This is a genomic window from Marinobacterium aestuariivivens (assembly GCF_042661465.1).
GTDB classification, from domain to species: Bacteria; Pseudomonadota; Gammaproteobacteria; order Pseudomonadales; family Balneatricaceae; genus Marinobacterium_A; species Marinobacterium_A aestuariivivens.
In genome coordinates this window covers 750,325-764,463 of record NZ_JBHSWE010000001.1, presented here as the reverse complement: position 1 = coordinate 764,463, position 14,139 = coordinate 750,325, and the positions used below count along the sequence as shown (strand labels likewise).

The window sequence follows — 14,139 nt, the reverse complement described above, 5'->3', positions numbered from 1 at the left end:
TGTAAATCTGGGCCGCGGCTTCACTTGCGCACGCAGGCCATTTTGCGGCGCATTATTACAGAGATTTACATACAATCAAAAAGAATAAATTCAAATTCATTTATGTCTTTTAGGAATATGCGAAGGCGTCGCTGGCCGGTTCTGCTTCTGCCTGATGGTTATAACAAAATTTCTAATTAGTATTTTGCGTTATAAACGGCGATCAGTATGATGGGCGCCTGTTATTAGAAGTGGGTTGCCAGCATGGAAGTCGCATACAGCTTTGCAGGTTTGGTGGTGGGCTTTATCGTCGGCCTGACCGGGATCGGCGGCGGGGCTCTGATGACCCCGATCCTGATCGTGGTGTTCGGTATCGCCCCGGTGGTCGCCGTCAGTACCGACCTGCTCTATGCCGCGATCACCAAGTTCGGCGGCATGTGGTCCTATGCCCGCAAGAAAATGGTGTACTGGAAAGTCGTCGGGCTGTTGCTGGCCGGCAGTATTCCGGGCAGCCTGCTGACGCTGAATTACCTGAAGGGGCTCGAGGCGCTCGAAAGCATCGAGTCGCTGATGAACATGACGCTGGGTGTGTCGCTGGTGCTGACCTCGGTGGCGGTGTTTCTGCGCAATCGCATTCGCGAGAAGGCCTTGAGCTTCGAGCATCATCCGCTGGCCCACCGGGCGCGTCTCGTGCGCCCCTATGCGACGGTGTTGATGGGGCTGTTGCTCGGCTGCCTGGTAACGCTGTCGTCGGTCGGCGCCGGTGCCCTGGGCACGGCGATGCTGATACTGCTGTATCCGCGCATGACCATGCCGGCAATCGTCGGCAGCGACCTGGTGCATGCGGTGGTACTGACCAGCATCGCCGGGGCCGGACACTACACCATGGGTAATGTCGACCTGTCACTGCTGATATACTTGCTCGCCGGTTCGCTGCCGGGGGTTTTTCTGGGCAGTCATGTCGGGGTGCGGCTCTCGCCCAAGGTGATGCAGCCGATCATGGGTTCCATTCTGTTTGCGATCGGACTGCGTTTCGTACTCGCGGGCTGATCGGCTTTTGACCAGCCACCCAACAGGCATCCTTGCCTGTTGGATGGCCGCCCTTGAAAATCGGGCGGAATTTTGCGAAATCCCTTGATTTTGAAGGCCATGGATGGCCTGTATGCAAAAAATGCAGGAGCAATTTTATGTCAAGGGCTCGCATTGGTCTTCGACCAATGGTGATGCATCCATGCATTACAGGATTGACCCGGACAAGCCGGGTCAATGTCCACAGAATTTGAGGTGAATGGCGGCGCCGCCGCCAGGCAAGGTGTTGGAGCATGTATTTATATAACGAAGTAGATCAGAAAGTGGTCGATGACCGCGTCGCCCAGTTTCGCGACCAGACTCGCCGTTTCCTGGCGGGCGAACTGCCCGATGAAGAATTCCTGCCGTTGCGCCTGATGAACGGCCTGTACATCCAGCGCCATGCGCCGATGCTGCGTGTCGCGATCCCGTATGGGCTGTTGTCGTCGCAACAGTTGCGCAAGCTCGCGCACATTGCCCGCACCTACGACAAGGGCTATGGCCACTTCACGACCCGTACCAACATCCAGTTCAACTGGCCGAAGCTGGAAGACGTGCCCGATATCCTGGCGGAACTCGCCGAAGTGCAGATGCACGCCATTCAGACCTCGGGCAACTGCATTCGCAACACCACCACCGACCATTTCGCCGGCATCAACGCCAGTGAGATCGAGGATCCGCGTCCGTACTGCGAACTGATTCGCCAGTGGTCGACCTTCCACCCGGAATTCGCCTACCTGCCGCGCAAGTTCAAGATGGCGGTGACCGGAGGTCCGGAGGACCGCGCCGCGTCCCAGGTCCACGACATCGGGCTGCACCTGGTGAAGAACGACGCCGGTGAAGTCGGTTTCGAGGTGCTGGTCGGCGGCGGCCTGGGCCGTACCCCGATGATCGGCAAGACGATCCGCGAATTCCTGCCGCGGGAGGACCTGCTGTCCTACCTCGAGGCGATCCTGCGTGTCTACAACCTCAAGGGACGCCGCGACAACAAGTACAAGGCCCGCATCAAGATTCTGGTGCAGGCCCTGGGGGCCGAGGAATTCGCGCGCCTGGTCGAGGCGGAGTGGGAGCAGATCAAGGCCGAACAGCCGGAACTGAAACTGCCCGTCGAAGAGATCGAGCGCGTGCAGAGCTTCTTCAGGCCGTTCGACTACGATGCGTCCGCTGCGTCCGACCAGAGCCTCGCCGGCAAGCTCGAGGCCGACAGCGGTTTCCGTGTCTGGTACGAGAAGAACACCGTTGAGCACAAGGTCGCGGGCTATCGCGGCGTGGTCGTGTCGCTGAAGCCCATGCTGGCGCCGGCGGGGATGCCACCGACCTGCAGATGGATGTGGTGGCCGATCTGGCCGAGAAATACAGCTGGGGCGAAATCCGCGTCACCCACACCCAGAACCTGGTGCTGGCCGATGTCAGGAACGCCGACCTCTACGCGGTCTGGCAGGTGCTGGCCGAGCACAATATGGCGCGCCCGAACATCAACACCCTGAGCGACATGATCGTCTGCCCGGGCGGCGACTTCTGCGCGCTGGCCAATGCCAAGACGCTGGGTATCGCCGACCAGATCAACGAGAAGTTCGATGACCTGGACTACCAGTACGATCTCGGCGAGATCCGTCTGAACATGTCCGGCTGCATCAATGCCTGCGGTCATCACCATGTCGGCCATATCGGCATTCTCGGTGTCGACAAGAACGGCGAGGACTGGTACCAGATCACCCTCGGCGGCTCCGACAAGGAAGATGCTTCGCTGGGCAAGGTGCTGGGCAAGTCCGTCGCCGCCGACGAGGTCGCCGATACGCTGGAGAAGATCCTGCTGGTCTATGTCGAGAATCGCCAGGAAAACGAACTCTTTATCGACACCGTCCGCCGCATCGGTGTCAACCCGTTCAAGGAGAAGGTCTATGCCGCTGCTCATTAATCGCGAAGTCGTCAGCCAGGACAACTGGCAGTTCGTGGACGCCGAAGCCACTATCGAGCAGCTGCCGAAGGACGGCGATGTCGTCGTGCCGCTGGCACTCTACCTGGAAAACCGCGAGATCCTCGCGAACCGCCAGGTGCCCTGGGCGTGCAGTTCAATGGCGACGACGAGGTCGAGCCGGTGCTGCAGGATCTCGACAGACTGGCGCTGGTTGCCATCGAGTTCCCGGTGTTCCGTGACGGCCGTGGCTTCAGCCAGGCACGCCTGGTGCGCCGGGCGGGCTTCAAGGGGCAGCTGCGCGCGGTGGGCGACATCACCCGTGACCGCTTCGAATATCTGCAGCGCTGCGGTTTCGATGCCCTCCAGGTGCCCGAAGACCGCTTCAAGCCGGAGACGCTGAACGCCTTCGGTGAAGTGGGTGCCTACTACCAGGGCGCCGCCGACGATCCGCGGCCGATCTACCGCCAGGGCCGCTGAGTATCCGAACGGCCGCGGCTCCCTTTTTCGTAACTGGAGGCGGGCAGCGGCCGTTGTCATTCGAGGTGAGGAATTTGTGATGAGCGAGCAGATAAGCGCCGAACTCCAGGCCAAGATCGAGCACGTCGCCGGCCTGCTGAAACAGGCCGAGGCCGACTATGCCAACGGCATCGTTTTCGCCAACAGCCTCGGTGCCGAGGACGTGGTGCTGACCGACCTGATCAGCCGGTATGCGCCCGGGATCCGGATGTTCGTACTGGACACCGGCCGGCTGCCGGAGGAAACCCTGAAGCTGCTGGCCCAGGTGCGCAGCCATTACGGCAACCTGAAGCTGGACGTGTACTATCCGGAAGCCGCCGATGTCGAGGCGTACGTGGCCGAGAACGGCATCAACGCCTTTTACGAGTCCCAGGCGCTGCGCAAGGGCTGCTGTTTCGTGCGCAAGATCAAGCCGCTCAAGCGCGCATTGTCGGGTCAGCAGGCCTGGATCACCGGTCTGCGCCGGGAGCAGTCGGTCACCCGCGACGAGATCGCCTTCAGCGAATGGGACGAGGGCAACGGTCTGCAGAAACTGAACCCGCTGGCCGACTGGAGCGAGAAAGAGGTCTGGGCCTATATCCGCGCCAACGAGGTGCCCTACAACGAACTGCACGACCGTCACTACCCGAGCATCGGCTGTGCGCCCTGCACCCGTGCGATCTCCATGGGCGAGGATGTGCGTTCGGGCCGCTGGTGGTGGGAAAACCCGGAAAACCGCGAGTGCGGTCTGCACCCGGCCACGCCGCTGAAGTTCAAGTAACGAAAAGCGGTTTTGCATGCTCGAACGCCGCTGCGGTTCTGCCGCAGCGGCGTTTTTGTACAAGGATGTACTTATCCCGCGATCACATGGATGTGAAGGAGCGGGGCTTGTACAAGGATGTATTTATCCCGCGATCATATGGATGTGAAGGAGCGGGGGCTTGTCTGTAGGTTGGAATGATGCCCCGAAGGGGCGAATTCCGACGAGCCGAGCCCCCGGAATTCGCTTCGCTCATTCCAGGCTACGGGCGAATTTGTTTCAGGTTGCACCAAAGGAGTTCCGCACGGATATGGCACGTCGGCTGGGACCCCGAATGCGCTTCGAAACCCGGAATTCGCTTCGCTCATTCCAGGCCCCGGGCGTTTGTTTCGGCTTGCACCAAAGGAGTGCGGCATGGTGCCTTGTTATGGTGCAGCCCGGAAGGCGGAGGCAGCTCCCGAGCCCTTTCGGCGCGTTATCCCGGGCTGGCCGCAATCTTGCATCATGGAAGAACAGGCTGACCGATTTCAGAGCAGCGAGTTGCATTACACTACAGAGTAAGTTCGGACGCAGGAGTAGAGCACGTGGAGTACCTTCCTCTCTTTTTCCGCCTCAGGGATCAGTCGGCGCTGCTGGTCGGTGGCGGCCAGGTGGCGCTGCGCAAGGCGCGGCTGCTGGTGCGGGCCGGTACCCGGCTCACCGTGGTGGCGCAGCAGATCGGGACGGAGCTGGCGGAACTGGTCGAGAACGAGGGAGGGCAGCTGATTGTCGGTGAGTACCACAGCGCCCTGCTCGAGGGCCGTGTGCTGGTGGTGGCCGCAACCGATGACGAGGCTCTGCACGAACGCATCCATTACGATGCCGTTGCGCGCAATATTCCGGTCAATGTCGTCGATTGTCCGCGTTTGTGCACCTTCGTATTTCCGGCCATTGTCGACCGCTCGCCGATCGTGATCGGGATCTCCTCCGGTGGCGACTCGCCGGTACTGGCGCGGATGCTGCGGGCCCGGCTCGAGACGCTGATTCCGAACGGCTACAGCCAGCTCGGCAAGCTCGCCGGGCGTTTCCGCGACCGGGTCAAGACGCGTTTTTCCGGTGTCAACCAGCGCCGCAAGTTCTGGGAGTCGGTGCTGCAGGGTCAGGTGGCCGAACAGGTGTTTGCCGGCCGTCTCGGTGCCGCCGAGCAACTGCTGCAGTCCAAGCTCGACGTCGCGGATCCCGAGCACCAGGTGGGCGAGGTCTACCTGGTGGGGGCCGGTCCCGGCGATCCCGAGCTGCTGACCTTCAAGGCGCTGCGGCTGATGCAGCAGGCCGACGTGGTGCTCTACGATGCGCTGGTGTCGAAGGACGTGCTGGAGCTGTGCCGCCGCGATGCCGATCTCGTCTTTGTCGGCAAGAAACGCGACAATCATGCCTTGCCGCAGGAGGGGATCAACGATCTGCTGGTGAAGCATGCCCTCGAGGGCAAGCGGGTCCTGCGCCTCAAGGGTGGCGATCCCTTTATCTTCGGCCGCGGCGCTGAGGAGCTGCAGTCGCTCAAGCCCCACGGTATTCCGTTCCAGGTCGTTCCGGGCATCACCGCCGCCAGTGCCTGCGCCACCTATGCCGGTATTCCGCTGACGCACCGTCATGTTGCTCAGTCGGTGAAGTTTGTCACCGGCCAGCTGAAAAACCGCACCAGCGACCTCAACTTCGCCGAACTGGTGCATCCGAACCAGACCATCGTCCTCTATATGGGGCTGCATACGCTGCCGGAGCTGGCCTCGAAGCTCGTGGCCCACGGCAAGCCGGCCGAGACGCCGGTGGCGATCGTCTCGAAAGGCACGGCGCGGGACCAGAAGGTGCTGACCGGCACCCTGGCCAATATCGCCGAGCTGCAGGCGGTGGCGCAGTTGCCGGCGCCGGCGCTGATCATCGTCGGTGAGGTGGTCGACATGCACGAAAGCCTGTCCTGGTTCGGCGACGACCTCGTCGAGGGCAGCAATCACAGCCTGATGCGCGTGCACCACGAGCATTGATGCGGTCTGAGGCCCATGGAGCCTGTGGGAGCCCGGTCCTCCGGGCGAATAGCGATTCGCCCACGGAGTGGGCTCCCACAGGGGCTAACGGCAGTTTGACCGCAGAGGGGCTCTATCGATAGATCGCCCGCTCCAGGGCGGCACGTTCGGTATCGGGATCCGGGATGCAGGGCTGGCGCAGGAGCGCCTCGATGTAGTCAGGTGGCAGGCAGGCCTGGCGGGCGCCGTGCAGCACATGCTCCAGGTACCAGTCGAAAGGGTGCAATCGGGGATCGATCAGGCTGGCGCAGTAGGTGAATGCGGTCAGGCGTTCACCGCTGTCCAGCTGGATTTCGACTTCGCGGATATCGTAGCCCATCCCGAGCCCTTCGGCCCGGTCGAGCCAGACCCGGCTGCGGCGCTCTATATGAAACAGCACGCCGTGGACGCGATCCGGTGCATTGCCGGTCTCGAAGGCATCGCACTTGGCGGAGCCGTCGCGGCCGATCTTGTGAAAGCGCAGGCTGTGGCCCTGCAACAGCCCGGGCGACAGCCGTTCGGCTTCGGCCACCCGTGCGCGCAGGCGTTCGACCGCCATGTTGGAACCATAAGCGAAGTAGAGCAGCGGATCGTGCAGGGACCGGTTCCGGGCTCGGCACCGGCTGTTTCGGCGTTCAGGTGCACAGACAGTCATGCGGCTTTTCCTCCTCCTGCATTCCAAGAGTGCCGCAACGGGGCGCGCCAGGCAACCGCTCAGGCGGTGCGCAGGCGCCACTGTGCGGGTACCAGAAACCTGCCGTAGTGCAGCAGGTAGCGCAGCGCGACATAGGCCACCATCAGGCTGGCGCCGGCGAGTTCCGCCTCGGCCAGCCAGTGTACCGGTCCGACGACATCGGCCGGGGCCGAGAGCGACAGCAGCAGCTGCTCCAGTTTCAGCATGGCGGTGGCGCTGATCACCACCGGGAAGGTGAAGGCGGCATAGGCCGGGCTGAACGGCAGCCGCAACAGCTCGACGAATGCCAGGTAGATCACCAGAGTCATCAGTTGGGCGACGGTGCCGAGTACCGCGATCAGCAGCAGCGACGGCTGATCGATGATGCTGATATAGCCGGCCAGACAGAGGTTCGCCGGTGCCGCCAGAATTGCCAGTATCGGTCGAGCGGCGCGGGGCAGGCGGCGGGCGAAGATCAGCCGGTACAGCATCAGTGGCAGCAGCAGGCAGTAGCAGCAGAGGCCGAACCACATCAGGTTGCGCGCCAGCTCCGTCGCTTCGGGCGGGCATGTCAGCGCGGACGCGACGATCCCCACCGGCGGCACGAACCAGCTTGGCGCCATGTGATGCAATTCGAACCTATGCAGGCGATGGAGTACGAACAGCACCAGGAACGTCAGGTGCAGCGCCACCGCCAGCAGCCAGAGCCAGGTGGCGGCCGCCGGGGCCAGCGGATAGAGGGCGTGACTGATCAGCATGGTGCCCATGCTGAAGGTCGGCACGACGCCGCCAACCACGGGGTGTGCCAGTTCGCGCCAGAGCAGCAGGGGGTGCAGCACGAACTTGCACAGTATCAGCAGCAGCAGCAGTGCCGCCACGGCGGCACCTGCCAGCTGGGCCCTGTCCTGCAGCGGCAGCAGCAGTTCCCAGCTGGCACCCAGTGCGGCGATGCCCAGCGCCAGTCCGGCCAGCGGCGTGGGCAGCTGACGCAGCGTTTCTCGGACGGCTCTGAGCATAAATGTATCCCCGGTGCATAAATCGTTCGGCTATCCTAGTGAAATCTTGATATAAAGCATATCTAAACGTTTTTTATATAAAGTTAAGATAAATTGAACATGTCGGCCGTGACTTTCAAGCAGCTCAGGGTGTTCGCCAGTGTGGCGCGGCAGGGCTCGCTGGCGCGCGCCGCCGAGGAACTGCATCTGACCCGGGCCGCCGTCTCGATGGCGCTGCAGGAACTCGAGCGGCAGCTCGATACGCGGTTGTTCGACAGGATCCGCAACCGGCTGGTGCTCAATCCCGCCGGCGAGCAACTGGTGCCCTGGCCGACGAACTGCTGGAGCGGATGGCGGGGGTTACCGGGCTGTTCGGCACCCAGGGACCGCTGACCGGGCAGCTGCGCATCGGCGCCAGCCATACCATCGGCAACAATCTGCTGCCGCGCCTGCTGGCAGGCTTTATGGCACAGGTGCCGTGCCGCCGGCCCCGGGTGACGATTCGCAGCACGGCGCTGTTGATCGAGCAGCTGCAGCGCTTCGAACTGGACCTGGCCTTTATCGAGGGCATGTCCGGCGAAGAGGAACTCCTGATCATGCCCTGGGGGCAAGACGAAATGCATGTGGTCGCATCCCCTGACCATCCGCTGGCGGACGGCCGTTCCCATCCGCTGGCGGCGCTGAACGATCAGCGCTGGGTGCTGCGTGAACCCCGCTCCGGTACCCGCGAACAGTTCGAGCGGCTGCTCCTGCCCAGGCTCGAACGCTGGCACCTGGCGCTGGAGATGAATGCCAACGAGGGGGTCAACAACAGCGTCGCCGCGGGGCTCGGGCTCGGTTTCATGTCCCGTCTGGCGACCGAGGCACTCTGCGAGGCCAGGAAACTGCGCGAGGTCCGGCTGGAAAGGCACTTTTCGCGCCAGCTAAGCCTCATCTGTCATCGTGACAAATACCGCAGCCCCCTGCTCGAGCGATTTCTCGATTACAGCCGTGACTGGCGCCCGGTCCAATAGGTACCATGTTCGAGTCGGTCAGCAGAGAAATCGTCGAGCGCCATGGTGGCCTGATCGAGATTCAGAGTACTATCGGAGAAGGCTCCCGGGTCAGCGTCTGGCTGCCGGCCAGTGCCTGATTTGACAGGTTTTTTTGAAAGGCATAAAAGAAGCATTGAAAAGGTGTAGAATGCCAATCGCAGAAAGTTTTGCAGCACAGAGAATACGATGACGATCAGACAGGATGATATCTGCACCAGTCGCAAGGCAGCGGAGTTGCTTGGTGTTTCGGCCAGAACCGTACAGCTCTGGGCCGATGCCGGCGTAATTGCGAGCTGGAAGACCCCGGGCGGTCATCGTCGCTTCAGCCTGACCGACGTCCACAAGCTGGCGCAGGAGCTGCGTTCGGGCGCGGGGCCGGTCCTGCCTGGGCCCGGTGCCAGCGATGGCGACAAAGCATCACCTCCGCCACTGAAGGTACTCGTGGTCGAGGACGAGTCGACACTGCTGCGGCTTTATGAGCTGACGCTGAAGAGCTGGCACCTGCCGCTCGACCTGCATCTGGCGGACAATGGCTACACTGGCCTGCTGACGGTCGGCCAGGTCGAACCGCAGCTGCTGCTGCTCGACCTCAACCTGCCGAATATCGACGGTTTCCAGATGATCTCGGCGCTCAAGCAGAGCGGCCTGCTCGACCGCATGGAGCTGATGGTGATCTCCGCTCTCGAGGAAAACGAAGTGCTTGCCGGCATGCCGGTCGGCGTCGAGTGCAGGGTCCTGCCCAAGCCGGTGCCCTTCGAACTGATTCGCGAACGCCTCGAGTCTCTGCTTGAGCGCTGAGCCGGAGTCCAGGATACGTTTAACCCCGGGGCCCGTCGGCTGGGCGTAGGTTGGAATGATGCCCCGAAGGGGCGAATTCCGACCGGGTGGCACCCCACCGGGTGGGCTCCACGCAAACCCAGGCGTTCCAATGCAGGGCCTGGGCTTCGGGACCCGGAATTCGCCTTCGGCTCATTCCAGGCTACTTCCCACGCTTTTCGCCTCAGACCTCAGACCTCAGGCCTCAGGCCTCAAGATCCTCATTTTTATAATTCGGAAATTCTGGTAATATCTCGCAAACTCGGAAATGGACTTTGGGTAACTAGACCGGACTATGCGAATCCAGTTTTTCCAGCGCCTCCTCGACCTGTTGTGTGCAAGGGTGGCGGTCATCAGGAGCGATGGCGAAATCGCGCTATCCAGCCAACTGGCCCGTCGTCAGCTGGAACTTGAGCCGGGCACCCGCCTCGAAGTGCTGCACCGCGAGGGAGAGCGGCTGCTGGTGCGTCAGCCATGCACGCAGCAGTTGCACTCGGCGACAGGTCTGCGCTGGGCCGCATTCGAATTCGTGCTGTTTCAGGCGCCTCCTGTCGGCATCGACAGCGAACTGGCCGTCCGGCACCGGATGTTGACCGAGCTCTGTCGCCAGCCCCGGTTTCAGGCCGCATTGTCGGCCGCGGACAGGCTGGCGCTTCAGTCGGTGCTGGGTTCATCCCGAACTTCGATACAACCGGCCGAGCAGACGAAGGCGTCCCGGGGCTGGATCCGCTGGATCTGATACGCGAGGCGCTGGCGCCGCCGCTCAAGGGCGCGCCGGCACTTTACGTGCAAGTGCCGCTGCCGCTCGGCAGGCTGCAGGGGAGAACGGCGGGACTGGCGGCCGCGCTGCGCAGTCTTACCGAGGAGCTGGTGCTTAGGCATCGAAGCCATCGCCTGCTGGTGCGTCTGCGCCAGGAGCCGGAGCAGCTGCTGATCAACGTCCAGGATATCGGTGATATGGAGTTGCCGGGCATGCGCCGGCTGGAAATCGACGGACACTGGCAGGGCGCGCCCCTCGACCAGGTCCAGGCCTGCGAGGTGATCGAAATGTACGGTGGCAGCCTGCGCATGCGCGGCCAGGTCGCCCAGGGGCGCGTCAACATCAGCCTGCCGACCACGGATGTTCCCGAAGTTTCCACCCGCTTATCGTAGGAGCGACGTCCCCGTAGGTGCAGCGCCCCGCAGCGAACGACCGCAGTGCTGGACCGTTTCGCCTCGGGGCGAGGCTCCTACGACGACTGGCTACGCTTTTCCTGCCGGTACATCAGCACGCCGGCGATCGCCACCGCGATGCTGACAATCACCACGATGATGGTGGCCAGGGCATTGATCTGCGGGCTGACACCCAGACGCACGCTCGAATAAACCACCATCGGCAGCGTCGTGGCACCCGGGCCCGAGACGAAGCTGGCGATGACCAGGTCGTCCATCGACAGCGTGAAGGCCAGCAGCCAGCCGGCGACCAGCGCCGGCGCGATGATCGGCAGGGTGATGGCGAAGAACACCTTCAGCGGCCGGGCGCCCAGGTCCAGTGCCGCTTCCTCGAGAGAGCGGTCCATATGGGCCAGGCGGCTGCGCACCACCACCGTGACATAGGCCATCGAGAAGGTGATATGGGCCAGGGTGATGGTGGTCTGGCCGCGACCCTGGGGCCAGCCGATCAGGTCCTCCATCGAGATGAACAGCAGCAGCAGCGACAGGCCGATAATGACATCGGGCATCACCATCGGTGCCGTGACCATGGTTTCGAGGGTGGCGCGGCCGCGAAAGCGCCGGTAGCGCACCAGTGCCAGTGCCGCCAGGGTGCCGAGGATCACGGCGATACTGGCATTGAGCGCGGCGATCTTCACGCTGAGCCAGGCGGCCCCGAGGATCTGCTGGTTCTGGAGCAGCTCGAAATACCACTTGGTGCTGAAGCCTCCCCAGACGGTCACCAGCCGGCTTTCGTTGAACGAATAGACCATCAGGCTGATGATCGGGCCGTAGAGAAAGGCGTAGCCGAAGATCAGCGCCGTGAGCAGCAACGGAGAGCGTTTAAGCATATCGGCCCCCAAGTATCAGCGAATTCCAAGGATAGCGTTGCAGTGGCTCAAGGTACTCCTTGGTGCTGAACCCAGCCTTTCCCAAGAGCACGGTCACCAGCCGGCTTTTGTTGAACGAATAGACCATCAGGCTGATGATCGGGCCGTAGAGGAAGGCGTAGCCGAAGATCAACGCCGTGAGCAGGAGTGGGGAACGGCGCAGCATCATTGTCCCTCCTCGGCACGTTGCGGTGACTTTCGAGAGCGACGCAGCAGCATGAGGGCGCAGCAGGTCGGTTGAGACATCATTGCTGCCCCTCCTCGGCGCGCTGTTCGAAATGTCGCAGCAGCATGAAGGGTATGATCAGCACCACCAGCAGCACGGCGGCGAGCGCCGAGGCCAGGGCCAGTCCTTGTTGCTGAAGAACTCGGTCCACATCAGCTTGCCCAGCATCAGCGTATTGGGGCCGCCGAGCAGGTCCGGAATGACGAACTCGCCCATCACCGGAATGAACACCAGCAGGGCGCCGGCCAGCACCCCCGGCATCGACAGCGGCAGGGTGATGGTGACGAACTGCTTCCAGGGCGGCAGCCGAGGTCCGCCGCGGCTTCCAGCAGTGTCAGGTCGAGCCGGATCAGGGTCGCGTAGAGCGGCAGTACCATGAACGGCAGATAGCTGTAGACGATGCCGATATAGACCGCCACCGGGGTGTGCAGGATCTCCAGCGGGCTGTCGATCAGCCCCAGCGCCATCAGGGTCTGGTTGATCAGGCCATTGTTTTTGAGAATGCCGATCCAGGCATAGACGCGGATCAGGAAGGAGGTCCAGAACGGCAGGATGATCAGCATCATCAGCGGCAGCCGCCAGTGGCGCGGCGAACGGGCGATGGCGTAGGCCATCGGATAGCCCAGCAGCAGCGTCAGCAGGGTCGACAAGGCGGCGATCTCCAGCGAACTGATCAGTGCCTTGACGTAGAGGCTGTCCTCGAGCAGCAACTGGTAGTTGCCGAGGTTGATCGTCAGGGTGATCAGGCCGTCCTGGAATTCGCGGATCAGGTCCAGGTAGGGCGGCTGGGCCAGTACCGATTCGGACAGGCTGAGCTTCAATACGAACAGGAACGGCAGCAGAAAGAAGAGCCCGAGCCAGAACGAGGGCAGGCCGATGATCCAGTGGCGGCCCCGGGGCAGAGCAGGGCGCCTCATTCGGTCAGGACTCCGCAGCTGTCCGGCTGCCAGCTGAGGGCGACCTCGTCGTCCCAGCTCAGGGGCTGTTCGGCCAGGGCCAGCACGTTGGACTGGGTGAACTGGACCCGCTTGCCGGTTTCGAGCTCGACATGGTAAATCGAGACGTCACCCAGATAGGCGATCTCCTTGATGACCCCCTGCAGGCGGTTCGGGCCTTCGGTGCCGGCCGGCAGCAGGCGAATCTTCTCCGGTCGCACGGCCAGGCACAGCGGCATGCCGTGGCTCACCCTGCGGCTGTCACGCACCCGCAATAGGGTGCCCGCTTCGTCGCATTGCAGCAGGATCTCGTCACCGTCCTGCTCCAGCACCACCCCTCGAACAGGTTGACCGAGCCGATGAAGTTGGCGGCATAGCGGCTGACCGGAAATTCGTAGAGGCGCCGTGGCGGATCCACCTGCTCGACGCGGCCCTCGCGCATCAGGGCGATGCGCGAGGACATCGTCATCGCCTCTTCCTGGTCATGGGTGACGATGATGAAGGTGATGCCCAGGCGTTCCTGGATATTGACCAGTTCGAACTGGGTTTTCTCGCGCAGCTTCTTATCCAGCGCCCCGAGGGGTTCGTCGAGCAGCAGGATGCGGGGATGGCGTGCCAGGGCCCGGGCGAGGGCGACACGCTGACGCTGGCCGCCCGAGAGCTGGTGGGGCTTGCGTTTGCCGAATGCCGCGATCTGCACCAGCTCCATCATCTCCTGCACACGAACGTCGCGCTCGGCGCGCGGCATACGCTGCTGTTTCAGGCCGAAGGCGATATTGTCGGCGACCGTCATGTGCGGAAAGAGCGCATAGGACTGGAACATCATGTTGATCGGGCGCTCGTACGGCGGCACCTCGGTGACGTCGACGCCATCGATCAGGATGCGGCCGCTGGTCGGGGTTTCGAAGCCGGCCAGCATGCGCAGCAAGGTGGTCTTGCCACAGCCGGACGGCCCCAGCAGCGAGAAGAACTCGCCGCGGTGGATGTCTAGGCTGACATCGTCCACCGCGTAGGTGTTGCCGAAGGTCTTGGTGACGTTCTGGATGCGGATGGCCGGTTCGCTGTCGGACCCCTGCCAGTCGGTGTCGCGGGCCAAGTTCCGTGCCTGGTTCATCAACTCTGA

General features: G+C 62.8%; 15 protein-coding genes and 2 pseudogenes. 10 read left to right on the top strand and 7 right to left on the bottom strand.

The annotated features are described in order from the left end of the window. The first annotated feature begins 243 nt into the window (after nt 1–243). The 5 genes and pseudogenes from ACFQDL_RS03960 to cysG all read left to right on the top strand — a co-directional run bounded on the left by ACFQDL_RS03960 (nt 244) and on the right by cysG (nt 6,238). Nucleotides 244–1,029 carry a sulfite exporter TauE/SafE family protein gene (locus ACFQDL_RS03960; RefSeq protein WP_379907911.1) on the top strand — a complete coding sequence of 262 codons (786 nt, stop codon included), beginning with the start codon at nt 244–246 and terminating at the stop codon, nt 1,027–1,029. 272 nt (nt 1,030–1,301) lie between these two features. Next, nucleotides 1,302–2,965: pseudogene (locus ACFQDL_RS03955) on the top strand (nitrite/sulfite reductase). A 147-nt stretch (nt 2,966–3,112) separates the two neighbouring features. Then, the gene (locus ACFQDL_RS03950; RefSeq protein ID WP_379907910.1) at nt 3,113–3,442 is read left to right on the top strand and encodes a DUF934 domain-containing protein; all 330 of its coding nucleotides are present in this window, start codon (nt 3,113–3,115) and stop codon (nt 3,440–3,442) included. A 79-nt stretch (nt 3,443–3,521) separates the two neighbouring features. Beyond that, nucleotides 3,522–4,241: a phosphoadenylyl-sulfate reductase gene (locus tag ACFQDL_RS03945; RefSeq protein WP_379907909.1), complete on the top strand. Its 720-nt coding sequence runs from the start codon at nt 3,522–3,524 to the stop codon at nt 4,239–4,241. Between the two features lie 563 nt (nt 4,242–4,804). Beyond that, nucleotides 4,805–6,238, top strand: coding sequence for a siroheme synthase CysG (gene cysG, locus ACFQDL_RS03940; RefSeq protein ID WP_379907908.1), 1,434 nt, complete (start codon nt 4,805–4,807; stop codon nt 6,236–6,238). A 112-nt stretch (nt 6,239–6,350) separates the two neighbouring features. Here cysG and ACFQDL_RS03935 read toward each other — a convergent pair whose 3' ends face one another. Both ACFQDL_RS03935 and ACFQDL_RS03930 read right to left on the bottom strand, forming a co-directional pair. Continuing rightward, the gene (locus ACFQDL_RS03935; RefSeq protein ID WP_379907907.1) at nt 6,351–6,911 is read right to left on the bottom strand and encodes a gamma-glutamylcyclotransferase family protein; all 561 of its coding nucleotides are present in this window, start codon (nt 6,909–6,911) and stop codon (nt 6,351–6,353) included. Nucleotides 6,912–6,970: 59 nt separating this feature from the next. Beyond that, on the bottom strand, nt 6,971–7,945 hold the full coding sequence (locus ACFQDL_RS03930) for a TDT family transporter (RefSeq protein WP_379907906.1): 975 nt from the start codon (nt 7,943–7,945) through the stop codon (nt 6,971–6,973). A 99-nt stretch (nt 7,946–8,044) separates the two neighbouring features. Between ACFQDL_RS03930 and ACFQDL_RS03925 the strand changes: the two genes are divergently transcribed. The 5 genes from ACFQDL_RS03925 (at nt 8,045) to ACFQDL_RS03905 (ending at nt 10,926) form a co-directional block, all read left to right on the top strand. Beyond that, nucleotides 8,045–8,317, top strand: coding sequence for a LysR family transcriptional regulator (locus ACFQDL_RS03925; protein WP_379907905.1), 273 nt, complete (start codon nt 8,045–8,047; stop codon nt 8,315–8,317). Beyond that, complete coding sequence (locus tag ACFQDL_RS03920) at nt 8,275–8,937, top strand: LysR substrate-binding domain-containing protein (RefSeq protein ID WP_379907904.1); 663 nt, start codon at nt 8,275–8,277, stop codon at nt 8,935–8,937. The genes ACFQDL_RS03925 and ACFQDL_RS03920 overlap by 43 nt, the downstream gene beginning before the upstream one ends. A gap of 207 nt (nt 8,938–9,144) precedes the next feature. Continuing rightward, nucleotides 9,145–9,756: a response regulator gene (locus ACFQDL_RS03915; RefSeq protein ID WP_379907903.1), complete on the top strand. Its 612-nt coding sequence runs from the start codon at nt 9,145–9,147 to the stop codon at nt 9,754–9,756. A 313-nt stretch (nt 9,757–10,069) separates the two neighbouring features. Then, the gene (locus tag ACFQDL_RS03910; RefSeq protein ID WP_379907902.1) at nt 10,070–10,513 is read left to right on the top strand and encodes a hypothetical protein; all 444 of its coding nucleotides are present in this window, start codon (nt 10,070–10,072) and stop codon (nt 10,511–10,513) included. Nucleotides 10,514–10,560: 47 nt separating this feature from the next. After that, nucleotides 10,561–10,926 (top strand): hypothetical protein, encoded by a 366-nt coding sequence (locus ACFQDL_RS03905; RefSeq protein WP_379907901.1) that lies wholly within the window; start codon nt 10,561–10,563, stop codon nt 10,924–10,926. A 77-nt stretch (nt 10,927–11,003) separates the two neighbouring features. On the opposite strand, the gene ACFQDL_RS03900 is transcribed toward ACFQDL_RS03905, so the two are convergent. The 5 genes and pseudogenes from ACFQDL_RS03900 to ACFQDL_RS03880 form a co-directional block, all read right to left on the bottom strand. Beyond that, entirely contained in the window at nt 11,004–11,816 is an 813-nt protein-coding gene (locus tag ACFQDL_RS03900) for an ABC transporter permease subunit (RefSeq protein ID WP_379907900.1), read from the bottom strand. Next, entirely contained in the window at nt 11,809–12,024 is a 216-nt protein-coding gene (locus tag ACFQDL_RS03895; RefSeq protein WP_379907899.1) for an ABC transporter permease subunit, read from the bottom strand. Before ACFQDL_RS03895 ends, ACFQDL_RS03900 begins: the two co-directional genes overlap by 8 nt. Before the next feature lie 76 nt (nt 12,025–12,100). After that, nucleotides 12,101–12,998, bottom strand: a pseudogene (locus ACFQDL_RS03890) (ABC transporter permease subunit). Next, nucleotides 12,995–13,255, bottom strand: coding sequence for a TOBE domain-containing protein (locus ACFQDL_RS32915; protein ID WP_379907897.1), 261 nt, complete (start codon nt 13,253–13,255; stop codon nt 12,995–12,997). Before ACFQDL_RS32915 ends, ACFQDL_RS03890 begins: the two are co-directional and overlap by 4 nt. A gap of 8 nt (nt 13,256–13,263) precedes the next feature. Beyond that, nucleotides 13,264–14,112, bottom strand: a complete 849-nt coding sequence (locus ACFQDL_RS03880) for an ABC transporter ATP-binding protein (RefSeq protein ID WP_379907896.1) — start codon at nt 14,110–14,112, stop codon at nt 13,264–13,266. Nucleotides 14,113–14,139: the final 27 nt, after the last annotated feature.